Origin of the sequence: Oryzibacter oryziterrae (assembly GCF_021864535.1) — a bacterium.
Classification (GTDB): domain Bacteria; phylum Pseudomonadota; class Alphaproteobacteria; order Rhizobiales; family Pleomorphomonadaceae; genus Pleomorphomonas; species Pleomorphomonas oryziterrae.
The window spans coordinates 19,831-42,837 of record NZ_JAKJIC010000010.1 but is presented as its reverse complement, the minus strand read 5'-3'; the positions used below and the strand labels follow the sequence as shown (position 1 = coordinate 42,837).

General features: G+C 65.0%; 20 protein-coding genes. 14 read left to right on the top strand and 6 right to left on the bottom strand.

Annotated features, from left to right (window positions below):
• Nucleotides 1–12 precede the first annotated feature (12 nt).
• Together L2I41_RS12105 and L2I41_RS12100 are read right to left on the bottom strand one after the other, a co-directional pair.
• A complete protein-coding gene (locus tag L2I41_RS12105; RefSeq protein WP_237153821.1) occupies nucleotides 13–915 on the bottom strand; it encodes an ABC transporter permease in 903 nt (300 codons plus the stop codon).
• 18 nt (nucleotides 916–933) lie between these two features.
• On the bottom strand, nucleotides 934–2,073 hold the full coding sequence (locus L2I41_RS12100; protein ID WP_237153820.1) for an extracellular solute-binding protein: 1,140 nt from the start codon (nucleotides 2,071–2,073) through the stop codon (nucleotides 934–936).
• A 449-nt stretch (nucleotides 2,074–2,522) separates the two neighbouring features.
• On the opposite strand from L2I41_RS12100, the gene L2I41_RS12095 reads away from it, so the two are divergent.
• The 5 genes from L2I41_RS12095 to L2I41_RS12075 all read left to right on the top strand — a co-directional run bounded on the left by L2I41_RS12095 (nucleotide 2,523) and on the right by L2I41_RS12075 (nucleotide 7,836).
• Nucleotides 2,523–3,524: a LacI family DNA-binding transcriptional regulator gene (locus L2I41_RS12095; protein ID WP_237153819.1), complete on the top strand. Its 1,002-nt coding sequence runs from the start codon at nucleotides 2,523–2,525 to the stop codon at nucleotides 3,522–3,524.
• A 207-nt stretch (nucleotides 3,525–3,731) separates the two neighbouring features.
• Complete coding sequence (locus tag L2I41_RS12090) at nucleotides 3,732–4,712, top strand: sugar ABC transporter substrate-binding protein (protein WP_237153818.1); 981 nt, start codon at nucleotides 3,732–3,734, stop codon at nucleotides 4,710–4,712.
• A 207-nt stretch (nucleotides 4,713–4,919) separates the two neighbouring features.
• Entirely contained in the window at nucleotides 4,920–6,458 is a 1,539-nt protein-coding gene (locus L2I41_RS12085) for a sugar ABC transporter ATP-binding protein (RefSeq protein ID WP_237153817.1), read from the top strand.
• Nucleotides 6,459–6,516: 58 nt separating this feature from the next.
• Nucleotides 6,517–7,467: an ABC transporter permease gene (locus L2I41_RS12080; RefSeq protein ID WP_237153944.1), complete on the top strand. Its 951-nt coding sequence runs from the start codon at nucleotides 6,517–6,519 to the stop codon at nucleotides 7,465–7,467.
• Nucleotides 7,468–7,593: 126 nt separating this feature from the next.
• Nucleotides 7,594–7,836: an Lrp/AsnC ligand binding domain-containing protein gene (locus L2I41_RS12075; protein WP_237153816.1), complete on the top strand. Its 243-nt coding sequence runs from the start codon at nucleotides 7,594–7,596 to the stop codon at nucleotides 7,834–7,836.
• Nucleotides 7,837–7,920: 84 nt separating this feature from the next.
• Here L2I41_RS12075 and L2I41_RS12070 read toward each other — a convergent pair whose 3' ends face one another.
• The 4 genes from L2I41_RS12070 to L2I41_RS12055 form a co-directional block, all read right to left on the bottom strand.
• Nucleotides 7,921–8,964, bottom strand: coding sequence for a sulfate/molybdate ABC transporter ATP-binding protein (locus L2I41_RS12070; RefSeq protein ID WP_237153815.1), 1,044 nt, complete (start codon nucleotides 8,962–8,964; stop codon nucleotides 7,921–7,923).
• 11 nt (nucleotides 8,965–8,975) lie between these two features.
• Complete coding sequence (gene cysW, locus L2I41_RS12065) at nucleotides 8,976–9,836, bottom strand: sulfate ABC transporter permease subunit CysW (protein ID WP_237153943.1); 861 nt, start codon at nucleotides 9,834–9,836, stop codon at nucleotides 8,976–8,978.
• 58 nt (nucleotides 9,837–9,894) lie between these two features.
• A complete protein-coding gene (gene cysT, locus L2I41_RS12060; protein ID WP_237153814.1) occupies nucleotides 9,895–10,725 on the bottom strand; it encodes a sulfate ABC transporter permease subunit CysT in 831 nt (276 codons plus the stop codon).
• A gap of 102 nt (nucleotides 10,726–10,827) precedes the next feature.
• The gene (locus L2I41_RS12055) at nucleotides 10,828–11,826 is read right to left on the bottom strand and encodes a sulfate ABC transporter substrate-binding protein (RefSeq protein ID WP_237153942.1); all 999 of its coding nucleotides are present in this window, start codon (nucleotides 11,824–11,826) and stop codon (nucleotides 10,828–10,830) included.
• A gap of 451 nt (nucleotides 11,827–12,277) precedes the next feature.
• On the opposite strand from L2I41_RS12055, the gene L2I41_RS12050 reads away from it, so the two are divergent.
• The 9 genes from L2I41_RS12050 to L2I41_RS12010 all read left to right on the top strand — a co-directional run bounded on the left by L2I41_RS12050 (nucleotide 12,278) and on the right by L2I41_RS12010 (nucleotide 23,007).
• Nucleotides 12,278–13,261 carry an ABC transporter permease gene (locus L2I41_RS12050; protein ID WP_237153813.1) on the top strand — a complete coding sequence of 328 codons (984 nt, stop codon included), beginning with the start codon at nucleotides 12,278–12,280 and terminating at the stop codon, nucleotides 13,259–13,261.
• A gap of 129 nt (nucleotides 13,262–13,390) precedes the next feature.
• Nucleotides 13,391–14,416, top strand: a complete 1,026-nt coding sequence (locus tag L2I41_RS12045; RefSeq protein WP_237153812.1) for a sugar ABC transporter substrate-binding protein — start codon at nucleotides 13,391–13,393, stop codon at nucleotides 14,414–14,416.
• A 163-nt stretch (nucleotides 14,417–14,579) separates the two neighbouring features.
• Nucleotides 14,580–16,721, top strand: coding sequence for an ABC transporter permease (locus L2I41_RS12040; RefSeq protein WP_237153811.1), 2,142 nt, complete (start codon nucleotides 14,580–14,582; stop codon nucleotides 16,719–16,721).
• Nucleotides 16,721–17,797 carry an SMP-30/gluconolactonase/LRE family protein gene (locus L2I41_RS12035; RefSeq protein WP_237153810.1) on the top strand — a complete coding sequence of 359 codons (1,077 nt, stop codon included), beginning with the start codon at nucleotides 16,721–16,723 and terminating at the stop codon, nucleotides 17,795–17,797. Before L2I41_RS12040 ends, L2I41_RS12035 begins: the two co-directional genes overlap by 1 nt.
• Entirely contained in the window at nucleotides 17,797–19,287 is a 1,491-nt protein-coding gene (locus L2I41_RS12030; RefSeq protein WP_237153941.1) for a sugar ABC transporter ATP-binding protein, read from the top strand. The genes L2I41_RS12035 and L2I41_RS12030 overlap by 1 nt, the downstream gene beginning before the upstream one ends.
• Nucleotides 19,288–19,353: 66 nt before the next feature.
• Entirely contained in the window at nucleotides 19,354–19,758 is a 405-nt protein-coding gene (locus L2I41_RS12025; RefSeq protein WP_237153809.1) for a carboxymuconolactone decarboxylase family protein, read from the top strand.
• 13 nt (nucleotides 19,759–19,771) lie between these two features.
• Nucleotides 19,772–20,746: a quinone oxidoreductase family protein gene (locus L2I41_RS12020; RefSeq protein WP_237153808.1), complete on the top strand. Its 975-nt coding sequence runs from the start codon at nucleotides 19,772–19,774 to the stop codon at nucleotides 20,744–20,746.
• 122 nt (nucleotides 20,747–20,868) lie between these two features.
• Nucleotides 20,869–22,011 (top strand): alpha/beta hydrolase, encoded by a 1,143-nt coding sequence (locus L2I41_RS12015; RefSeq protein WP_237153807.1) that lies wholly within the window; start codon nucleotides 20,869–20,871, stop codon nucleotides 22,009–22,011.
• A gap of 72 nt (nucleotides 22,012–22,083) precedes the next feature.
• Nucleotides 22,084–23,007 carry a LysR family transcriptional regulator gene (locus L2I41_RS12010; RefSeq protein WP_237153806.1) on the top strand — a complete coding sequence of 308 codons (924 nt, stop codon included), beginning with the start codon at nucleotides 22,084–22,086 and terminating at the stop codon, nucleotides 23,005–23,007.

Below are 23,007 nucleotides of genomic sequence, written 5' to 3'. Positions count from 1 at the left end.
TGGACAACAGGCTCACGATTTGCCTCCCGCGGCGGACTTGGTGCGCCCCTTGGCGATCGACCAGACATAGAGAGCGCCGAACAGCAGACAGACCGCGAAGGTGATGACGGCTTGCGTGCGCGCCATCCCCACGTCCTGCAGGTCGCCAAAGGTGCGCTGCATGAACGGCCCCATCATCTCCGGCGCGGCCGGGCCGAGGAGGTAGGGCAGGGTGAAGGACGAGAAGATGCCCAGCACGTTGAACGACAGCGTGACCAGCAGCGACGAGCGCATGCGCGGCAGAATGATGTAGACGAGGATGGCCAGCCAGCCGGCGCCCACATCCCGGGCTGCATCGACCGCCGGTCGCGTCACATTGCCGAGGCCGGACAGCAACAGCAGGACCGTCAGCGGCAGGCCGTCCCAGACGAGGCCGATCACCGGTCCCCAGGGGGTGAGATAGGGGGTGCGCATGCGCGGCAGGCCGACGGCATGCAGGAAGATGTCCACGGTGCCGTTGGGGCCGAGCGTGCGGATGAAGGCATAGGCCACGATGATCGACGGCACGAACATCGGGAACATGACGAGGCTCTGCACCGTTGCGGGCAGCTGCCCCTTGGCAAAGCGCAGGTAGATGGCAAGCGGCAGCCCGATGACCAGCAGGATCGTCGTGGTGACGGCCGTGGTCCACAGCGTGTTCGTGAAGTTGTTCACGCTGTAGGAGTCACCGAAGAACCGCGCATAATTGGCGGTTGACCAGACCTCCGTTCCGCCCTCGCCGGGGACAAGGAAGGTGAGGATGACGGCCTCTGCGGCCGGCCAGATGACCAGCCAGAGGGCGAGCAAGACCGGAGTGGCAACGAGGAGCAGGGGAAGAACCCTGCTCCTCGCCGACACAGCAGGCGTGCGCGAAAGCGGCGACGCAGCTTCATGCATTTTCAGCAAAGACCTTCATCAGCTCCGCGAAAGCGACGGGGCAACGGTGCGATACCAGCCGTCGTTGATCGCCGCGTCCCAGTCGCCGCCCGGGAAGGTGGGGATCGAGGCCGGGATCACGTCGGCATACTTGGCCTGCAGGTCGGCCGGCAGCTCCGACCAGTTGACCGCCGGGAAGCCGCCGAGATCGGTGATGATCTTGGTCTGGATGTCGGCGCTGAGCAGGAAATCGGCCAGCTTGACGGCAACGGCGTGGTTGGCGGCATTGACCGGCACCACAGCGGCAGAGAAACCACCGCACAGGGCGAGGTCGCTGAGCTGGACGAGGCCGGTGGTCTCGGGCAGAACGCCCTTGGCAATCGCCTGCAGGGCCATGTCCGACCACAGCGGGATCATGGTGACGGCACCCTGGGCCAGGAGCTGCAGCGATGCGGAGTTGCCGGCGGTGTAGGAGCCCTTGTCGTAGAGCGAGGGAGCGATGTCGTTGAGGATGGCGAAACCCTTGGCCAGGAGTTCGTCGCTCTCGCCCTTCTTGTAATTGTCGATCTTGAAGACGCCGGGGTCGCGGCCGTTGGCCTCGTGAATGGCGCGGCGGACGAAGTTGCCACCCGAACCGCCCTTGTCGGGACGATTGTAGATGAACTCGCCGGGGTTGGCCTTGATCCAGGCAACGAGGTCGGCAAAGGTCTTGGGCACCTTGTCCTTGGGCAGCTTGGTGGTGTCGTAGGCCAGCAACACCTGCGAACCACGGTAGGGCAGCGACCAGACGGTCTGAATCGCGTCCTTGTTGAGCTTGCCGTAGTTCTGCAAGCCGGCCTTCGACAGGTCGGTCCAGAGACCGGCTTCGACCGCGCCCTTGACGGACAGCGGGTCGAACTCCTCGATGAAGTCAAGCTGCGGGTCGGTCTTGCTGGCGAGAGCGGCGAGGGCGCGCTCGACCACGGTGGTGGTGCCGCCGCCGGTGCGGGCGATGACGACATTGAGGTCGACGTCGGCATTGCTGGCCTCGAAGGCCGGCTTGATCACGTTGCTCCAGAAGTCGGAGATGTTGGCGTCGGAGTCGGTGTACATGTCAAAGCGCACAGCGGCGGAGGCAAGGCGCGTCGAAGCAGCAAGGCCGGCGATGGCGCCGGCGACGAGAAATTCACGGCGGTTCATGAAACGCTCCGGAAGAATGAGGAGAGACAGCGGTAGATCGGGGAAGGTCAAGACCGCTTCGGCGCCATAGCTAGGATCGCTCTTTTGCGCTTCGATGAATGATCTGTTTCAGTTTCATGACAAGATGAGGCGCGAGGATACATGAAAAGCGGCGCTGCAATCTGGGGCATATAGTGTACGCAGCGCCTTGTTGAGTGTGTCCATTGGAACAATAAACACGCAAGACTTGTTCCCGGTGTCGCATCGGTTGATTTGCACTTTCTCGAAAGAAGAAGTCGGGGGGCATCGAGCTTGTGGCGCATCCGGCGGGCCCCTTGATGCGTGCAGGGTGAAGGGCTGGAAACTGTGATTTGTGACCGGGTTCCTGCGGAGAGTTCCTGCGAAGCCTTTGAAATCCAAGCGCACAGGACTATGCATGACGGGTCAAGGCTCCGAAGACCGGTAGATCCGTGAAGCAACGAACGACCATCCGCGACGTCGCCCAGAAGGCCGGTGTTTCCATCGGGACGGTATCGCGCGTCGTCAACGGACATCCCTCCGTCACCGAGGCCAGGAAGCGGGCGGTGCTGGAGGTGATCGCCGAGCTGGGGTTCCAGCCGGACGCGGCGGCGCAAAGTCTCCGGCGCGGCACCAATCACACCATCGGCGTCATCATTCCGGACCTGCGCAATCCCTATTTCGCCGAGCTGATGCAGCGCATCGAGTTGCGGGCCAAGACGAGGGGCTACAGCGTGCTGTTCGCCAGCTCGGACGAGCAGGCCGACAGCGAAGTGGCGCTGATCACCGATCTGGTCCGGCGCAAGGTGGAAGGCGTTGTCCTGGTGCCCAGCAATCGGGCGGTGACGATCCGCAACCCCGAAGGCGTGCGCCTCGTGGTGGTCGATCGCCAGATCGCCGGCCATCCCTTCGTGGCCGCCGATCATCGCGCCGGCGCGAGGGCCGCGGTGGAACATCTCGTGTCGCTCGGACATCGGCATATCGCCTGCATCGCCGGACCGGAGAACTCCTACGTCGCCGCCGAACGCCTGCGCGGCTATGTCGACGTGATGACCGAGCACTTCCCCGACATGGATATCGCGGACTACGTGGTCTACACGCCGTTCAATTATGATGGGGGCAGGGAGGCTGCGGCGGGATTGCTGGACGGCCGCGGGCCGATGCCGACGGCGGTCTTCGCCAGTTCGGATACCCAGGCGATCGGTGTGTTGCGGGCCGCTTTCGACCGGAAGATCGCCGTGCCGCAGCAGCTGTCCGTGATCGGCTTTGACGGCATTCCCATGTCCGGACTGGTGACGCCGGGCCTGACGACGATGGCGCAACCTGTCGCTCAGATCGCCGATTGCGCGACCGATCTACTGATCGGCAAGGACGGCGTAGACGCAAGAGAACCCTTCATTTTTCCCTGCACCCTGGTGCTGCGCGAGAGCTGCGCGCCGCCGTCTCGTGCGTGAAGACGGACGTCCGGCAAAAGTATTACGCCAGGCCGAACCAACCCATTACTTGCACGTGGTACAATTATCCTGAGTTGCGAAGGTCCATGGAAATCTTCGCATCTGTCTTGATGACGTGGTCCGATTCTGATATTCAGATTTGGAAACGTTTCATCGGGCCGGCACATTGGGTCCGGCACAAAGAAGACGTTCGCTTGGGAGGAAAAAATGACTTCATCTTCATTTAACGCTCGGACTCTGTCTGGACTGAACCGCCGCCAGATCCTGCTGGCTGGTGCTGCGGGCTCGCTCGTTCTGGCTTCGGGCGTGGCGCCGGTGTTTGCCGCCGGCAGCAAGCCCAAGGTCGGCCTCGTCATGAAGTCCCTGGCCAACGAATTCTTCAAGCAGATGCAGGCCGGCGCCGAGAAGTACGCCTCCGAGAACACCGACAAGTTCGACTTCAAGGCCGTTGGCATGAAGGACGAGCGCGACTTCGCCGCTCAGGTGGACGCCGTCGAGAACTTCGTCACACAGAAGTATGACATCATCGTCGTCGCTCCGGCCGACTCCAAGGCCATGGTGACGCCGCTTGCCAAGGCGCTGAAGGCCGGCGTCAAGGTCATCAACATCGACGTGGAGCTGGATGCCGGCGCCAAGAAGAAGGCCGGGATCGATCTCGCCTTCTTCGGCCCCGACAACCGCGGCGGCGCCAAGATGGCCGGTGACGCGCTGGCCAAGGCGCTCGGCGAGGGTGGCAAGGTGGTGATCCTCGAAGGCAATCCGGAAGCCGACAACGCCCAGCAGCGCAAGGCGGGCTTCGACGACGCCATCGCCGCCGGAAAGCTCGTGCTGCTCGACAGCAAGACGGCCCACTGGGAAACCGAAGAAGCCAACACGCTGATGACCAACTTCCTGACCCAGCATCAGGACATCCAGGGCGTCATGGCCGCCAACGACTCCATGGCCCTCGGCGTGGTCAAGGCGCTGGACGCCGCCGGTCTCTCCGGCAAGATCCAGGTGGTCGGCTTCGACAACATCCCGGCCGTGCAGCCCCTGATCAAGGGCGGCAAGATGCTGGCGACCGTCGAGCAATATGGCGCGCAGATGGCCGCCATGGGCATCGACTACGGCCTGCGTGAAATGGCCGGCGAGACCTTCACCGGTTGGGTCAAGACCGACATCAAGCTGATCACGGCCGCCGATCTCTGATCGACCGCTGATCGTCAACCGATCCGGCGCGAGGCAACTCGCGCCGGACCCAGAGCGCCTTCCGACCTGATGAGATAATCAGGTCGACTGGAAATCGCTCCAGATTACAGAGTTTGAGCAGCCGCCTTTCGATCATGTTGTTTCAACATGATCGGCGGGTGCTCCAGCCCGATGTGGCCTTTGCCGCCCCAACCGGATTGCTACCGCATGACCGTAGATCACAGCGACGCGCCGTCGGCCGGCGGGCCGATCCTGAAGTTTCAGGGGGTCGGCAAGCGTTTCCCCGGCGTCATCGCGCTCAATGACGTCTCCTTCGAGATCGGCCGTGGCGAAGGCCACGTGCTTCTGGGCGAAAACGGCGCCGGCAAATCGACGCTGATCAATCTGCTGGGCGGCGTGTTCCAGCCGGACTCCGGCAGCATCTGGTTCGACGGTGCACCGTACAAGCCGGCGTCGCCGCTGGAAGCCTTCGCCAAGGGCATCCGCGTCGTCCACCAGGAACTCAACCTGCTGTCCAACCTGACGGTGGCCGAGAACCTGCTGTTCGAGCAACTGCCGAGCCGGCGCGGCCTTGTGAACTTCCGCGAGATGAACCGTCGCGCCGCCGAGCTCCTGGCGGAGGTCGGCCTCGATATCGCCCCCTCGACGCTGGTGAGCCGCCTGGGCGTGGCGCAGATGCAGCTCATCGAGATCGCCAAGGCGCTGGCGCACGAAAGCAAGCTCCTGGTGCTGGACGAACCGACCGCGACGCTGACCAACCGCGAAGTCGATCGCCTGTTCGAGATCCTGCACCGGCTGAAGGGTCGCGGCGTCACCACGCTCTACATTTCCCATCGCCTACAGGAAATCTATGAAGTCGGCGACAGCGTCACCGTGCTGCGCGACGGCCAGCATGTGACGACGCGCCCCCTGAAGGGGCTCGGCATTCCCGACATCGTGCGCCTGATGGTTGGCCGCACGGTCGAGGACCAGGGCGTGTTCCGCGACGATATCCACCCGACCGGTGAGGCGCTGGCCGTTTCCGGCCTCAAGCTCACCGCCGACTGCGCCCCCATCGATTTTGCGGTGGCCAAGGGCGAGATCGTCGGCATCGCCGGCCTGGTGGGCAGTGGCCGCACCGAGGCGGTTCGCGCCATCTTCGGCGCCGATCCCAAGGCAGCCGGCAGCATTCGCGTCAACGGCAAGGCCGTCGAGATCTCCTCGCCCAAGGAGGCGGTCGCCGCCGGCATCTGCCTGATGACGGAAGACCGCAAGCAGCAAGGCCTGCTGCTCGAGATGAGCTGCGCCGAGAACATCACCGTCACCGATCTGAAGCGCCTGTCACGCCATGGTCTGCTCGATCGCGGGGCGGAGAATGCCGCTGCCACGGATCTGGTGGCCAGCCTGCGCGTCAAGACGCCGACCATCTTCCAGAAGGTCGGCACCTTCTCTGGCGGCAACCAGCAGAAGATCGTGATCGCCAAGTGGCTCTATCGCGGCTCGGAGGCGCTGATCTGCGACGAGCCGACCCGCGGCATCGACGTGGGCGCCAAGGCTGAAATCTATGAGCTGCTCGGCCGGCTCGCCGCCGACGGCAAGGGCATTCTCGTGGTGTCCTCCGACCTGCCGGAGCTGATGGCCATCTGCCACCGCATCCTGGTCTTCTCCGGCGGACGCATTGCCGGCGAAGTCACACGCGCCGAATTCGACCAGAACCGTATCCTGTCGCTTGCCTATGAGGAGTATGGACGTGCCCGAGGGAACTGAACGCGCCGAAGAGCGCAAGGCAACCAGCTCGGTGTGGGACAATCTCCTGCGCATTTCCATGCGCGAGGCAGGGGTTGCCATCGCCCTGGTGATCATCGTGCTGTTCTTCTCGGCGACCGCACCCTATTTCGCGACGCCTGAGAACTTCCTGAAGATCTTCGTGCAGATCGCCATCAACACGGTGCTGGCAGCCGGCATGACCTTCGTGATCCTGACCGGCGGCATCGACCTCTCGGTCGGCTCGGTGCTGGCACTGTGCACGGTGGTGGGTGCCACCATCATGGTCAACGAGGACATGTCGCCCTGGTTGTCGATCCCGCTGGCCTTCGTGGCCTGCACGGCAACCGGCGCCATCTGCGGTGCCATCAACGGCTGGGTCTGCGAGAAGTGGAAGGTGCCATCCTTCATCGTCACGCTGGGCATGCTGAATGTGGCGAGCGGTCTGGCGCGTGTCGTCTCGGACAACTCCACCATCACCGGCCTGCCGCAGTCCTTCGTCGACTTCGGCAACGAGATCTATTTCGGCGTCTTCCCGTCGATCTTCCTGATCGCCATCCTCGTGATCCTGATCGGCTGGTTCGTCCTGCGCTTCACGGTGTTCGGCCGCTTCGTCTTCGCCATCGGCACCAATGAGGAGGCGGTGCGCCTGTCCGGCCACAATCCGCGCGTCTTCAAGATCGCCGTCTTCACCATCTCCGGACTGACCGCCGGCATTGCCGCCATGGTCTATCTGCTCCGCCTCAATGTCGGCAGCCCGATCGCCGGCATCGGCTATGAGCTCAACGCCATCGCTGCGGTGATCATCGGCGGCACGTCGCTGTCGGGCGGCAAGGGCTCGATCGTCGGCACGCTGGTGGGCGCCTGCATCCTGCAAGTGCTGTCGACGGGGCTGCAGCTGCTCGGCGCCGAAGACAATGTCAAGCCCATCGTCATCGGCACGGTGATCGTGCTGGCCGTGGTGCTGGACACCTACCGCAACCGCCTGCTGCGCATCCTCGAGACCAAGTGATCGGCCTCAGCCGCGCCGCAGGGGCGACCGCTCCGCTGAGGAGGTCGACCCAGCGGTGCGACCGTTGCGCGACGCGCTGTTGGCTGATACCTCAGAGGCCAGCATGTGATGTGAGGTGAGACGTCGATGAAGCCCGTTTTCGTTCAGCTGCAATGCGCGCCCGGCAAGACCTATGAGGTGGCCGAGGCCATCTACGAGGCCGAGATCGTCTCCGAGCTCTACTCGACCAGCGGCGAATATGACCTGCTGCTGAAGTTCTATATCGACGCCGAGCAGCACGAGGACATCGGCCGCTTCATCAACGAGAAGATCTCGTCCATCCCCGGCATCGTGCGCTCGCTGACCACGCTGACCTTCAAGGCCTTCTGACGGCGAACCTCTGTCGGTGAGAGCAGAAAAAAGGCGGGAGCCCGTGAGCCCCCGCCTTGTTGTCATGCCCGAAGCGCACTGCCGTCAGACGGCAAACAGGCCGGCGCTGCGGATTTCCAAGGCGGCGCGACTGCCGACGCGCGGGGCATCGCGATCGGCCGAGGTGACCGCTTCGATGATGGTGTCGGTGTGGTCGGCCCGGAAGCCGATGCGGCGCGACGAACCGGACCGGTGTTGCGACACCACCGTGGCCCAGAGGCCGTCGCCATCGGGGCGATAGGCGACATTTTCCGGCCGCACATAGAGATGGCCGAGGCCATCCCTGGCCTGGCCATACAAGGTGGCCGCGACCACTTCCTGTCCGCCGAGATAGGGCTTGCCGCCGGAGATCTCCACCGGCAGGCGGGCGGATTCGCCGATGAACTCGAAGACGAAGGGCGTCTGCGGCGCATCATAGATGGACTCGGGCGTGCCCACCTGTTCGATGCGGCCCTTGGACATCACCACCACGCGGTCGGCGAGATCCAGCGCCTCTTCCTGGTCATGGGTGACGAACAGCGTGGTATGGCCGGTGCGATCGTGGAACTCGCGCAGCCAGACGCGCAGCTCCTTGCGCACCTTGGCGTCGAGCGCTCCGAAGGGCTCGTCCAGCAGCAACAGGCGCGGCTCGACGGCGAGCGCGCGGGCGAGCGCCACGCGCTGGCGCTGGCCGCCCGACAGCTGGCTGGGATAGCGGCCGCCATGGCCGGGCAGCTGGATGAGGGCGAGCAGCTCCTCGACCTTGTCCTTGATCGCCTTCTCGTCGGGACGCAGCGCGCGCGGCCGCACCCGCAGGCCATAGGCGATGTTGTCGGCCACCGTCAGGTGCTTGAACAGGGCGTAATGCTGGAACACGAAACCGATGTTGCGCTCCTGCACGGTCTTGTCCACCGCATCCTCGCCACCGATGAACAGGTGGCCGGTGGTGGGAAAGTCGAGGCCGGCGATCAGGCGCAGCAGCGTGGTCTTGCCCGAGCCCGAGGGGCCGAGCAGGGCGACCAGCTCGCCCGAGGCGACCGACAGGTCGATGCCGTCGAGCGCGGCGTTGGTGCCGAACTGGCGGGTCAATCCGGTAATGATCAGATCCATGGGGCGGGTCCTCAGTGGCGATGACCGGCGGCCAGTTCGCCGGCGTATTTGTGTTCGAGATAGGATTTGATGCCGAGCGTCACCAGCGCCAGGCTGGCCAGCAGCGAGGCGACCGCGAAGGCGGCGGTGAACTGATATTCGTTGTAGAGGATCTCGATATGCAGCGGCATGGTGGTGGTGAGGCCGCGGATATGACCCGACACCACGGAAACGGCGCCGAACTCGCCCATGGCGCGGGCGTTGCAGAGCAGCACGCCATAGAGCAGGGCCCATTTGGTGTTGGGCAGCGTCACGGTCCAGAAGATGCGCCAAGGGGAAGCACCGAGCGTCAGCGCCGCCTCTTCATCGGTGTTGCCGAGCTCTTCCATCAGCGGGATGAGCTCGCGGGCGATGAAGGGGAAGGTGACGAAGATGGTGGCCATCACCACGCCGGGAATGGCGAAGATGACGCGGATATGGGCCTCTTTCAGCAAGGGGCCGAACAAGCCGTGATCGGCATAGAGCAACACATAGATGAGGCCGGCCACCACCGGGGAGACCGAGAAGGGCAGGTCGATCAGCGTGATCAGGAAGGCCTTGCCGCGGAACTCGAACTTGGCGATGGCCCAGGCGGCGGCGACGCCGAAGACGAGATTGCAGGGCACCGCGATGGCGGCGACCAGCAGCGTCAGGCGGATGGCAGCCCAGCCGTCCGGATCGGCGAAGGCTTCGAGGAAGGCGCCGAGGCCGTGACGGAGCGCTTCGCTGAACACGGTGATCAGCGGCGCCAGCAGGAACAACAGCAGGAACCCAACGGCGACGCCGATCAGCGTGCGCCGGACGGCCGGGCTCTCTTCGGTGGGCAGGCGCGGCTTGCGACCGCCAAGGGTCAGCTGGCCCGTGGCGGACGGGGCCGCCGGCTTTTCTGGCGCCTCAAGGGCGAAACTGGCGTCAGACACGTCCGTATCTCCGGCGGGCAAAGGCTTGGATCAGGTTGATCGCCAGCAGCATGGCGAAGGAGATGGCCAGCATGAGCGCAGCCACCGCAGTGGCGCCGGCATAGTCATACTCCTCGAGCTTGATGACGATCAGCAGCGGCGCGATCTCCGACACATAGGGAATATTGCCGGCGATGAAGATCACCGAGCCATATTCGCCGATGGCGCGGGCGAGCGAGAGTGCGTAGCCCGTCAGCAGCGACGGCACCAGGATCGGCAACACCACCGAGATCACGGCGCGCAGGCGACCGGCCCCGAGCGTGGCGGCTGCTTCCTCAATCTCGCGATCCACCTCGGCCAGCACCGGCTGCACCGTGCGCACGATGAAGGGCATGCCGACGAAGACCAGGGCGACGAAGACACCGAAGGGCGTGAAGGCGATCTTGATGCCGGCCTTGGCGGCGAGGGCGCCGATATAGCCGTTTGGCGCATAGAGCGCGGTGAGGGCGATGCCGGCCACGGCGGTGGGTAGCGCGAAGGGCAGGTCGATCATGGCATCGAGCAGCTTGCGGCCCGGAAAGTCATAGCGCACCAGCACCCAGGCCACGAGAAGCCCGAAGGGCACGTTGAAGGCGGCCGCCGCCATGCTGGTGAGGAAGGACAGGCGCAGCGCGGCGAGCGTGCGCGGGTCACCGGCCAGCGTCACGAACTCGGAGAAGCCGAGCGAAGAGGCCTTCACCACCAGCGCCCCGATGGGGAGCAGCACGATGGCAAACAGATAGGCCAGCGTGAAGGCCATCGTTATCCGAAAACCCGGTATGACCGAGGGGGTAACCAATCTCATATTGCGGGGCGCCTCCACTCCGAGCGTCGGAGCTTAACACGACAAAAGCAAGGACGGGGCGTTTTTCGCTCCGTCCTTGCGGGCTTGCATCAGCGGCGGCCGTTACTGGCCGGGCTTGTAGAGCTGGTCGAAGATGCCGCCATCGCCGAAATGCTCGGGCTGAACCTTCTTCCAGCCACCGAAGATCGGGTCGTCGATCGACACCAGCTTCAGCTTCGGGAAGGCGTTGACCAGCTCGGCCGGCACCAGCTCCGGCTTGGCCGGGCGATAGTGGAACTTGGCGGCCAGCGTCTGGCCTTCGGCGGAATAGAGGTAGTCGAGATAGGCCTTGGCCACCTTTTCGGTGCCGTTGGCCTTGGCGTTCTCGGTCACCACGGCCACCGGCGGCTCGGCCAGGATCGACTGCGGCGGCACGACGATGTCGAACTTGTCGGCGCCGAACTCGTCAAGGGCGAGATAGGCCTCGTTTTCCCAGGCAAGCAGCACGTCACCGATCTCGCGCTGGGCGAAAGTCACGGTCGAACCGCGGGCACCGGTGTCGAGCACGGGCACGTGCTTGTAGAGCGTGGCGATATAGTCCTTGATCTTGGCGTCGTCGCCGCCGAACTGACCGGACGCCCAGGCCCAGGCGGCCAGATAGTTCCAGCGGGCGCCGCCCGAGGTCTTGGGATTGGGGGTGATGACGGAGATGTCGTCCTTGATCAGGTCGCCCCAGTCATGAATGCCCTTGGGATTGCCCTTGCGCACCAGGAACACGATGGTTGAGGTGTAGGGCGACGAGTTGTTGGGGAAGGCGGAACGCCAGTCCTCGGGGATCTTGCCGGTCTTCTTGGCGATGGAGTTGATGTCGCCCTCGAGCGCCAGCGTCACCACGTCGGCCGGCAGGCCGTCGATCACGGCGCGGGCCTGGGCGCCGGAGCCACCATGGGTCGTCTGGATATTGACCGTCTCGCCGGTGTCCTTCAGCCACTTGGCTGCGAAGGCGGCGTCATAGGCCTTGTAGAACTCGCGGGTCGGGTCATAGGACACGTTGGTTAGCGACACATCCGCAAAGGACGGCGTCGCGCCGGCGATCATCGGCAAAGCCAATGCGGCAATCATCAGTCGTCGCGTGAAACTAAAGGTCGTCATGGGCGGCCTCCTTCGCCTGCTTTCGATCCGGCATCGCCCCCTGTCGGGTGCCTTGCTCTCGATGCCAAAATCCTAGTTTTTTTATAGAGATTATCAAGAAAACCTAGCCACATGCGTCGACGCTTCGTGCAATCTAGTTCCAAATATCCACCCTATGCAGGAATGAATTACCATCAAGCGAAAATTTGAGTGTCGAGGACAGAATAGAATGATCGCGGGCAACCATCGACGAATCCGGGAAGAGCGACCGCCGGCCAGGTCCTGAGGGCCTCAGCAATTTTCGAGGCCGCCCAAAGAGGGCCGCCGATTGCCGTTCATATGCATGGCACGCATCGAAATGCATCGAAATTTAGCATTGGACGCATGGACCGTCGCTTTATACGTTTTTTATCCTATTTTCCGTCGATGACCCGGGGCCCCCATGAAATCCGTGTTCCGCCAGGGAATGCTGACACAGGAACGCATCGTGCTCGTGTTCGCACTGGTGCTGTTCGCGCTTTATGCCGTGTTCCTGAAGGGCTTTCTGGCGCCGAACAACCTGGTGGCCATCCTGCGGTCGATCGCGGTGCTGGGGATTCTCTCGGTGGGCATGGGCATCGTGGTGATCGGCCGGGGCATCGATCTGTCCATGGTGGCCGTGATGGCCATGGCGACTGCCTGGCAGCTGACCATGATGAACAGCGGCACGCCCGCGCTGACGGCGACGGCCATCACCTTCGGCTTCGTGGTGCTGGTGGGCGTGGCCAACGGCGTGCTGATCGCCTATGCCGACGTGCCCGCCGTCTTTGCAACACTCGCTTCCGGCAACTTCGTCTTCGGGCTGATCCGCTCCCGCTTCATCGTGCAGGACGCCGTTCCGGTGCCGCAGGACGCGACCTTGCTCATGGACTTCGGGCAGGCACGGCTCGTGGGCATGCCGATCGAAGTGATCATGTTCGCCGCCGCCGCGCTGTTTGCCTTCCTGGGGCTGCGCTACTCCAAATATGGCCGTTACGTCTATTATCAGGGCGACAACTATCAGGCCGCGCGCAGCATGGGCCTGCCGGTGCGACCGGTGGTGATCCTGCAATATGTGCTGAGCGCGCTGGTGGCCTGGCTGGCCGGACTGGTGACGGCGGCCGGCCTGCAGTCGATCAACACGCGCGTCGTCAACTCGACGCTGCTCTATGACGTGATCCTGGTGGTGGTGATCGGCGGCATCGGCCTGTCCGGCGGCAAGGGCGGCATGCGCAACGTGGTGGTGGGCGCGCTGCTCATCGGCATCATGCTGAACGGCATGACCATTCTGGACCTGCCCAACATCTACCAGAACCTCATCAAGGCCAGCATCCTGCTGGTGGCGCTGATCATCGACAGCCGGCTCAATCCCCGCGACGAGCAGGTGGGCCAGCAGGGCGATATTTGATCCGCATTCCGGGCCATACGGGGCAAGGAATGCTCCGCAGACGGATCAATTGGCACTTTTGTCGCTGGCTCGGGGCTGGGCCGGCATGTGTACTTCCAGAGCGAACAACACGCATAAGCGAGGGAAAACATGAAACTTGCCAAATGGATACTCGGTGCCGCAGCCATTCTCGGCCTGTCCGCCACCACGCTTCAGGCGCAGGAGACCGGCGATCCAGGCCCGGCCTATGTGCAGCAGTCGCTGGCCGGCAAGAAGGTGGTTCTGATCCCGCTGGCGCTGGGCTTCGACCTGGCGCAGGGCTGGAACCACTATATCGGTCGCGAAGTCCGCGGCTTCGGCGGCGTGTGGGAAACCCGCGACCCCAACTGGGACACCGCTGCCGGCGCCCAGGCCATCACCGACCTGATCTCGTCGGCCGACAAGCCGGCTGTGCTGATCGTGCACACGCCCGACCTGACGTCCTATTCCAAGCTGTTCAAGCGCGCGCAGGATGCCGGCATCTTCGTCATCCAGATCGACAACCGCTCGAACTTCGCCTCCGACGCCTTCGTGGGCTCCAACTGGGAGACGCTGGGTGAACTGGAAGCCAAGGCGGCGGTCGAAGGCTGCGGCGAAGGCTCGTCCAAGAAGATCGGCCTGATCCAGGGCGATCAGGTGAACTCGTCGTCGCTTGATCAATATGCCGGCATCGCCAAGGTGCTGAAGGATCATCCCGACTTCGAGATCGTCGGCGCTCCTGACAGCAACTGGGACGTGACCACGGCCCGCACCGTTGCCACCACGCTGCTGCAGCAGCATCCTGAAGTCTGCGCCGTCATCGACTTCTGGGACAACACTGCCGCCGGTACCGCCGCGGCGATCCGCGACGCCGGCCTGCAGGGCAAGGTGAAGCTCGTCACCACCGGTGGCGGCGAGGAACTGGACTGCAAGGCGCTGGAAGACGGCACCTTCCACGCCGTGGTGATGACCGACGTGGTCGGCCAGTCGCGCGACGTGTCCGCTCTGATCAAGTTCTTCCTGCAGAGCGGTCTGACCGCCGGTCAGGCCAAGAGCTGGATCTACACGCTGGAGACGGCCACCACCAAGGCCGACCTGAAGCCCGGCACCTGCTGGTCGCTGAAGGATGTGCAGGCGGCTGAGGCTGCCTCCAAGTAAGTGCATGCCGGCGAGGGCGTGGGTGCGAGGCATCGATCATGCCCATGCATCCGCGCCATTCGGTCCGGCTCACTGCCTTGCCAGCGACCTGCGGTCGCCCCGCTCCCCACGGGGCGGCCGCCTTTCCAAAGTGATGATGTTCCCAGTCTGAGCGGTTGGTGCCATGCGCGTTCCCGAGAGCCTGTCCCGGCTCCGCTACAATTACGTTCCCGACCATCTGATCGGCGAAATCCTGACCAAGCGCTGGGCCGACAATCTCGTGCCCTTTCTGCTGCTGGCCATCGTGGTGACGGTCTTTGGTAGCGCCATCAACGGCTTCTTCTCGCCGGCAAGCCTGATCGACACCACCCGGCAACTGGGCGAGTTCCTGATAGTGGTGATCGGGCTGACCATCGTCATGCTCGGCGGCGGCATCGACCTGTCGGTCGGCTCGATCTACGCGCTGTCGGTGTTCTCCACCGTCGTGTCCATCTACATGTGGGACCTGCCAGTTGGTCTCGCCTTCGTGGTGTCGCTGCTGACGGGAGCGATCTGCGGCGCCTTCAACGGCTTTCTCATCGGCGTCCTGCGCCTGCGCGCCTTCCTGACCACGCTGGTGACGCTGATCATGGGCCGTTCGGCCTATGACATCCTGATCATCGCCTTCGGCAAGCAGCTGCAGATGTCGCCGGTGATGAACGACAATTTCGATTTCATCGGCACGGGCTCCTTCCTGGGTCTGCCCATCAGCTTCCTGATCGCGGCGATCTTTGCCATCCTCGCCCATGTGGTGATCAGCCGCTCGCGCATGGGCTGGCACATCAGTGCCGTGGGTGGCTCGCGCCGGTCGGCTTACAACGCCGGCATCAACGTGCGCCGGACGGTGTTTCTCACCTATGTGATCTCGGGCCTGTCCTGCGGCGTGGCCGGCTTCCTGTTCGGCGCGCGCCTGTCGGGCGCTGGCCCCGGCACCGGGGCAGGGCTGGAACTGGCAGCGATCACGGCCGCCGTTGTCGGCGGCAACAGCCTCGGCGGCGGGCGCGGCTCCATCGCCAAGGGCCTGATGGGGGCCATCGCCGTGCTGGTGATGACCAACGGCCTGATCCGCCTCGGCTATGGCACGGGATCGAACCAGCTGGTGCTCGGCTTCATGCTGGCGCTGGCCGTGGTGCTGGACATCCGCTGGGCCAAGAACCGGCACAAGGTGCTGGCGGAGATCTATGTGGCGCCGGTGCATCACCGCATGAGCGAGGGCGAATCCGCGCTACCCAACTCCGGCGGCCCCTATGCCCTGAATGACCGCCTGTCCGCCGCCGCCGCCATCGCGCGGGGCGAGGTGGAAGGGCCGGAGGACGTGATCCTCGACGAGGACGGCAACCTTTATGCCGGCACGCGCCATGGCGAGATCGTGCGCTGGTTCGCGCCCGATTACACGCGCCAGGAGGTGTTCGCCCATATCGGCGGTTTCCCGCTCGGCCTTGCCATGGATCGAGACGGCTCGATCAAGACGTGCGTCGGCGCCATGGGGCTCTATTCCATCGCACGCGACGGCACCGTCACCCAGCTGTCGACCGAGACCAACCGGTCGCTGGTGTCGGTGGTGGACGACGCGCGCCTGCGCGATCCCAACGACTGCGACATAGGCCCGGACGGTCGCATCTGGTTCACCGACTCCACCACGCGCTACGATGCCCACGACTGGGCGCTGGACTCCATCGAGAGCCGGCCGACCGGTCGCCTGCTGGTCTACGATCCGAGAACCGGCAAGACACGCACGGTGCAGGACGGCTTGCGCTATGCCAACGGCGTCTGTCTCGCCCATGACGGCAAGTCGATCTTCATCGCCGAAAGCTGGGCCTGCTCGGTGCATCGCTACTGGATCGAGGGGCCGAAGGCGGGACGCATGGAATGCGTGATCGCCGACATGCCCGGCTATCCCGACAACATCAACCGCGCTTCGGACGGCACCTACTGGATGGCCTGGCTCGGCATGCGCACGCCCAGCTTCGACCTCGGCTTGCGCCACCCCGGTTTCCGCAAGCGCATGACGCGTCGCCTGCCGCAGGACGATTGGCTGTTCCCCAACATCAACACCGGCGGTGTGGTGAAGTTCGACGAGACCGGCCGCATCGTCGCGACCCTCGGCGATCTCACCGGCCAGAGCCACCCGATGGTCACCTCCATGCGCGAGCACAAGGGCGAACTGTTCATCGGCGGCATCCTCAACAACCGCATCGGTCGCTTCCCGATCCCGGGGGCGGATCCCGACTGGACCAGTTGGAAATCCTATTGGGGCACGGCGGCCACGACTGAGGAGGCACGCTGATGTGGTGGGATCGCTTCCTCGACCCGTTCCGCGGCAAGGCCGTGACCATTCCGCCACTCGATGGTGCCCTGCGCCCCAACAGCGCGCTGGAGACGGCCATCGCTTTCGCCGAGGTGGATCGTCCGGCCGCCATCGTCGCCCAGGCGGACCGGCTGGTGGTCGCCTCCCATGAGGACTTGCTGGCCATCAGACTTGACGGTAGCGCGCCCCGGTCCATCCGCCGCTTCGACGGCCGGATCACCGCGCTGGCGGCCTTTGCAGACGGCGGTCTGGTGGTCGCGCTGGAGAGCGGCGAACTCCATTGCCTCGGCGGGCGGCAGGACGGCCGGGTGATCACCAGGCTCGGCGATCACAAGCTGATCTGCCCGACGGCGCTCGCCACAGCCGGCGACCACATGCTGTTCGTGGCCGAGGGGTCGACCAGTGCGAGCGCGACCGACTGGATCGGCGACCTGATGCGCAAGGGGGCGAGCGGCAGCTTGTGGCGGCTCGACCTGTCCGATGGGGAGGCGACCGAACTGGCCCACGGGCTCGCCTGGCCGGCGGGCATTCTTGTCGAGCCGGATCACTCGCTGATCGTCGCGGAGGCCTCGCGCCACTGCCTGACGCGGGTAGCCGCAGACGGGCGCGGGCGGCGGGCCGTCATTCTTGCGGACATCGCCGGCTATCCCGCCAATCTCAGCCGCGCCGCCGACGGGGGCGCCTGGCTCGCGGTGATGGCACCGCGCAATCGCCTCGTCGAGTTCGTGCTGCAGGAAGACGCTTACCGCGCCGAGATGATCGAGACCATCGATCGGGAGTTCTGGATCGCGCCGCAGATGACCTCGGCAAACTCCTTCCTCGAACCGCTGCAATGCGGCGGCGTGGTGGTGATGGGCGTGCGCAAGCCCTGGGCTCCGGCCCGGTCCTATGGCTTGGTCGTCAAGCTGGACGGCCTGATGCGTCCGCAGTCGAGCCTGCACAGCCGGGCAGACGGCCGCCGCCATGGCGTCCGCCAGGTGGTCGAAGCGGGCGGCGCGCTCTATGTCGCCAGCAACGGCGGCAATCTGATCCTCAAGGTGGAGGGGGACGCATGATGGCGCCGCTCATCCAAACCCGCGCGCTGGCCAAGAGCTATCGCGGCAACCTGGCGGTCAACGCCGTGGACTTCGACATTGCCGAAGGCGAGGTGCACGCGCTGCTGGGCGAGAATGGCGCCGGCAAGTCGACGCTCACCAAGATGATCGCCGGCGTGGTGGAACCCACCTCGGGCGAACTGCTGCTCGACGGCGCGCCGGTACGCTATGACGGCCCCGCCGATGCGCTGAAGCGCGGCATCGCCATGGTGTTCCAGGAGACCTCGCTGGTGCCGTCGATGACGGTGGCGCAGAACCTGTACCTCGGCGAGGAGAAAGCGTTCAACCGCCTGCGCGGCGTCGCCATTGCCGCCCAGCAGTTCCTGCAGTCGCTCAACTTCACCGTCGATCCCACCGCGCTGGTGGCAACCCTCGGCGCGGCCAAGCGGCAGATGGTGGAGATCGCCCGCGCTGTGCGCCTGAAGGCGCGGGTGATCATCTTCGACGAGCCGACCGCGACGCTGACGCCGGAGGAGAAGCGGCATTTCTTCGCGCTGATCCGCCGGCTGAAGGAGCGCAAGGTGTCGGTGATCTTCATCAGCCACGCCATCGAGGAGGCGTTGCAGATTTCCGACCGCATCACCGTGATGCGCGACGGCGAGAAGGTGATAACCGACGTCACCGCCAACTTCACGCGCGAAAGCATCGTCCAGGCGATGGTCGGCCGCTCCGTCGGCGGCGGCACCACCGGCCGCAAGAGCGCGGTGCGCGAGGCGGGCGAAAAGGTGCTGTCCGTGCAGGACCTGTCCATGGGCGCCATCGTCAAGAACACGTCCTTCTCGGTCTATGCCGGCCAGATCACCGGCCTGTTCGGCCTGGTGGGATCGGGACGCACCGAGACGGCCAAGGTCATCGCCGGCGTGATGAAACGCGACTTCAATCGCGGCGGCGAAGTGCGGCTCGACGGCAAGCCCGTGCGCTACAACACCCCGCGCCCGGCCGTGCAGGACGGCATCGTCTACGTGACGGAAGACCGCAAGGTCGAGGGCTTCTTCGAGACCATGTCGATCGCCGAAAACCTCTATTCGTCGCTGCTGTCGGTGGGAGCGGAGCGGCTGCCGATCGTCAGCCGGTCGGAAATGGCGCGGCTGGCGGAGAGCTGGAGCAAGACGCTGGCGATCCGCGCCATCAACCCCGATGCGCGGGTGATCGAACTGTCCGGCGGCAACCAGCAGAAGGTGGTGATCGGCAAGGGGCTGATCCAGAAGCCGCGCCTCGTCATCTTCGATGAGCCGACGCGCGGCGTCGACGTGGCGGCCATCGCCGAGATCCATCACCTGATCGAGAAACTGGCGGATGAGGGTTTGGCCGTGATGGTCATTTCCTCCTATCTGCCGGAGATATTGAAACTGTCCGACCGCATTCTCGTCTGTCGCCAGGGCCGCGTCGTGGAGGAATTCACGCCCACCGACGCGACGGAGAAGAAGATCATGTATGCGGCGGTGCACTGAGACCGAAGACGACGCGTGGCCGCGCACACCTGCCGGCCACCAGGCATGGGACTGGGAGTTCAAGCAATGGCAACCGTGAAACTGTGGACCGACGCCGAGGCGGAGGCCGATCCGCGCGTCAAGGCGGTGTTCGACGACATCCGCGCCGTGCGCAAATCGGATTTCGTCAACAACTTCTGGCGGGCGCTTGCCAACCAGCCGACCTTGCTGGCGCGCACCTGGGCGAGCCTCAAGGAAGTGATGGTCGCGCCCGGCGAGCTCGACCCGATCACCAAGGAGATGATCTACATCGCCGTCTCCACCGTGAACGGCTGCTCCTATTGCATCCACTCGCACACGGCGCAGGCCAAGGCCAAGGGCATGACCGACGGCCAGCATGCCGAACTTCTGTCGGTGATCGGCATGGCGAGCGAGACCAACGCCATCGTGCAGGCGCTGCAGGTGCCGGTTGATCCCGAGTTCCAGATCTGAACGGACGGCGATCATGTCAAAAGCCATGCTGGCCGCGGCGCCGGGCGGACCGGAGGTTCTCGTTTGGACCGACGTTGCCGTGGCGGCGCCGGGTCCGGGTGAAGCCCTGGTGCGGCAGACGGCCGTCGGGGTCAACTTCATCGACACCTATTTCCGCTCCGGTCTGTACGCCTGGCCGGACAGCCAGATCATCGTCGGCGCCGAAGCGGCCGGCGTGGTCGAGGCACTGGGCAGCGGGGTCTCGCACCTGAAGGTCGGCGACCGCGTCGGCTATACGACGCCGCTTGGCGCCTATTGCCAGGCGCGCACGCTTGCCGCCGATCGCCTGGTGCGCCTGCCGGACGGCATCGCCGACGACGTGGCCGCGACCATCATGCTGAAGGGCCTGACGGTCCAGTATCTCGTCACCTCCACGTTCCGCGTCGAGCCGGGCATGACGGTTCTGGTTCACGCCGCCGCCGGCGGTGTCGGGCTGCTGATGGGCCAATGGCTGAACGCGATCGGTGCGAAGGCGATCGGCACCGCCGGTTCGCCGGAGAAGGTGGCCCTGGCAAAGGCGCATGGCTATCAGGAGGTGATCGACTATCGCACCGAAGACTTCGTCGCCCGGGTGACGGAGATCACCGGCGGCAAGGGCTGCGACGTGGTCTATGACAGCGTCGGTCGCGACACCTGGGCCGGGTCGCTGAAATGCCTGCGCCGCCGCGGCATGTTCGTCTCCTTCGGCCAGTCCTCCGGCCCGATCGAGGGCTTTGCGCTGCCGCTCCTGGCGCAAGGCGGCTCGCTCAGCGCCTGCCGGCCCATGCTGTTCCACTATATCGAGGAACGCGCGGAGCTCGAGGCGCGTGCGGCCGATCTGTTCGGGCGGATCACTTCGGGTCAGATCCGGGCCGAAGTGCACCAGCGCTTCACCCTGTCGGATGCGGCGGCCGCGCATCGGGCTCTGGAAAGCCGCGGTACCATAGGGGCGACTGTCTTGACGGTCTGAGGCGGCTGAAGACACACTGTCCCTGACGGTGGGCGTCCGTGCCAAGCGGGCTTGCCATCGTGAGCGCTGGCGCCTACCGATCATCCGGTTTGCATCGATCGCGCAGGTAGGGAGAGGTCGCAATGGCCGCAGTGGCACGCAAGGTCTGGCTCGGGCTCCTGAGCTTGAGCCTCACGATCGCTCTGTCCGCCTGCGGATCGCGGCCAGGATCGGAGGTCCTGAAGCCGCAGGCGCTGACGGCGCCCGGCGCCAAGGTGGTGACGGTCTATGTCGCCACCACGCGCGCCGAAGCGGGCACGCCGGAGCTCTCCTACTCCAACGATCCCGCCAACGCGATCAACTACGCATCCTTCGACATTTCCATCCCGCCCGCCCACAAGGCGGGGGCCATCGAATGGCCGAAGGCGGTGCCGGTGGCGGCCACCGATTTTGTCACCGTGGCTGCCCACCGTCTGGACAAGACGAGCTTCGACCGGGCTGTGTCCGCCGACCTCAGCCGCGCCAGGCTGACCGGTCCCGGTGTCTATGTGCACGGCTTCAACAACAATTTTCAGGAAGCCCTGTTCCGCCTGGCGCAGATGAAGGTGGATGCCGGCGTCGACGGCCCTGCCGTGCTGTTCGCCTGGCCTTCGGCGGCGGAGGTCACCGACTATGTGGCCGACAAGGATGCGGCCACCTATTCGCGCGACCAGCTTGTGGAACTGTTGACGTCGCTGGCGCGCTTGCGGGCACCAAAGCTGCCGGACGACCACATTCTGCTGCTCGGCCACAGCATGGGGGGCTGGCTGACCATGGAAGCGGTCAGGCAGTTGCGCCTCACCGGCAAGGACGACGTGATCAAGCGGCTGAACGTGGTGCTCGCCGCGCCCGATGTGGACGTGGATGTGTTCCGCTCGCAGCTCGAAGTGATCGGGCCGATGGATCCGCCCATGACGGTTCTGGTCTCCCCGGACGACAAGGCGCTGGCGGTGTCGCAGTTCATTGCCGGCGAACGGCAGCGCGTCGGCGCGGTGGATGTGACCGATCCGGAGGTGCAGGCCGCCGCGACCAAGGCGCATCTGCAGATCGTCGACATCTCCAAAGTGGAGGCGTCGGACTCGCTCGGCCACGACCGCTTTGCCAACATCGCCGCCTTTTACCCCAAGCTGATCAAGCCAGGCGCCGCCGTGGGGCTGCGCCAGGCAGGGGGCTTTGTGTTCGACGCCATTGGCGCGACCCTGTCCAGTCCGTTCACCCTCGTCGGTCATGTGCTCTCGGGCCGTTGACTTGCAAGCCGTCAGCGCCAAACATGGGCCGGAGCTGCCGGACGATCTTCGGTCCAGCCGAGTGAGGGCCCCATGGACGACAGGTTGCTGCAGAGTTTCATGACGGTTGTCGAATGTGGCTCGGTGACGGTGGCTGCCGAGAAACTGCGCATCACCCAGTCGGCCCTGTCTCGCCAGATCCAGAGCATCGAGCAGACGCTGGGCGTGTCGCTGTTCGACCGCATCGGCAAGAAGATCCGCGTGTCGCCGGAGGGCGAGGCGCTGCGGGCGCGTATCAACGACGTGCTGATCGCCACGCGCAAGCTGCGCGCCAGTGCCGACGGCCTGCGCAAGGGCGACGCCGGCGTGTTGCGCGTCGGCGCCTGCTCACAGCTGATCGAACGCTATTTTCCGCTGTTCCTGCGCCGCTGGCGCGAGGACTATCCGGCCGTGGAGATCCGCCTCGAAGAGGGCGGCGGGGCCGAACTCAATGCCCGGCTCAGCGAAGGCATCGTGCATCTGACCATCAATGCCAGCAGCTACGCCCAGTCGGCCGAAGTGGACGCCGTGCCACTGGGGCGGCTTGAAGTGCAGGCGGTAGGCAGCCGGGAGTTTCTCGATCCGTCAAGCGAGCCGATCAGCGTCGAGGACGTGTGCGTCCACCCGCTGCTGCTGCTGAACCGCCGACATGTCAGCCGCTCCATGCTGGACGCAGCCTGCCGCCAATATGGCCTCGAGCCGCGCGTGGCGTTGGAAAGCGGGTCGGCGCACACACTGTTTTCCATGGCCGAGGGCGGTGTCGGCGTGGCGGTGCTGCCATCCTCCATCCGCCCCTACGAGTCCGATCTGGTGGTGCGACCGATCGCCGTGGACGGCCGGTCGCTGGACTTCGAGATTTCCGCCATCTGGTCGCGCAGCGCGCCTCTGCCGGCCTACGGCCACAAGTTCGTCGACATGCTCAGTGCGCATGTGGCCGACGAGCAGACTAGAACCGGCGCGCCTGAACTGGCGGTCTGA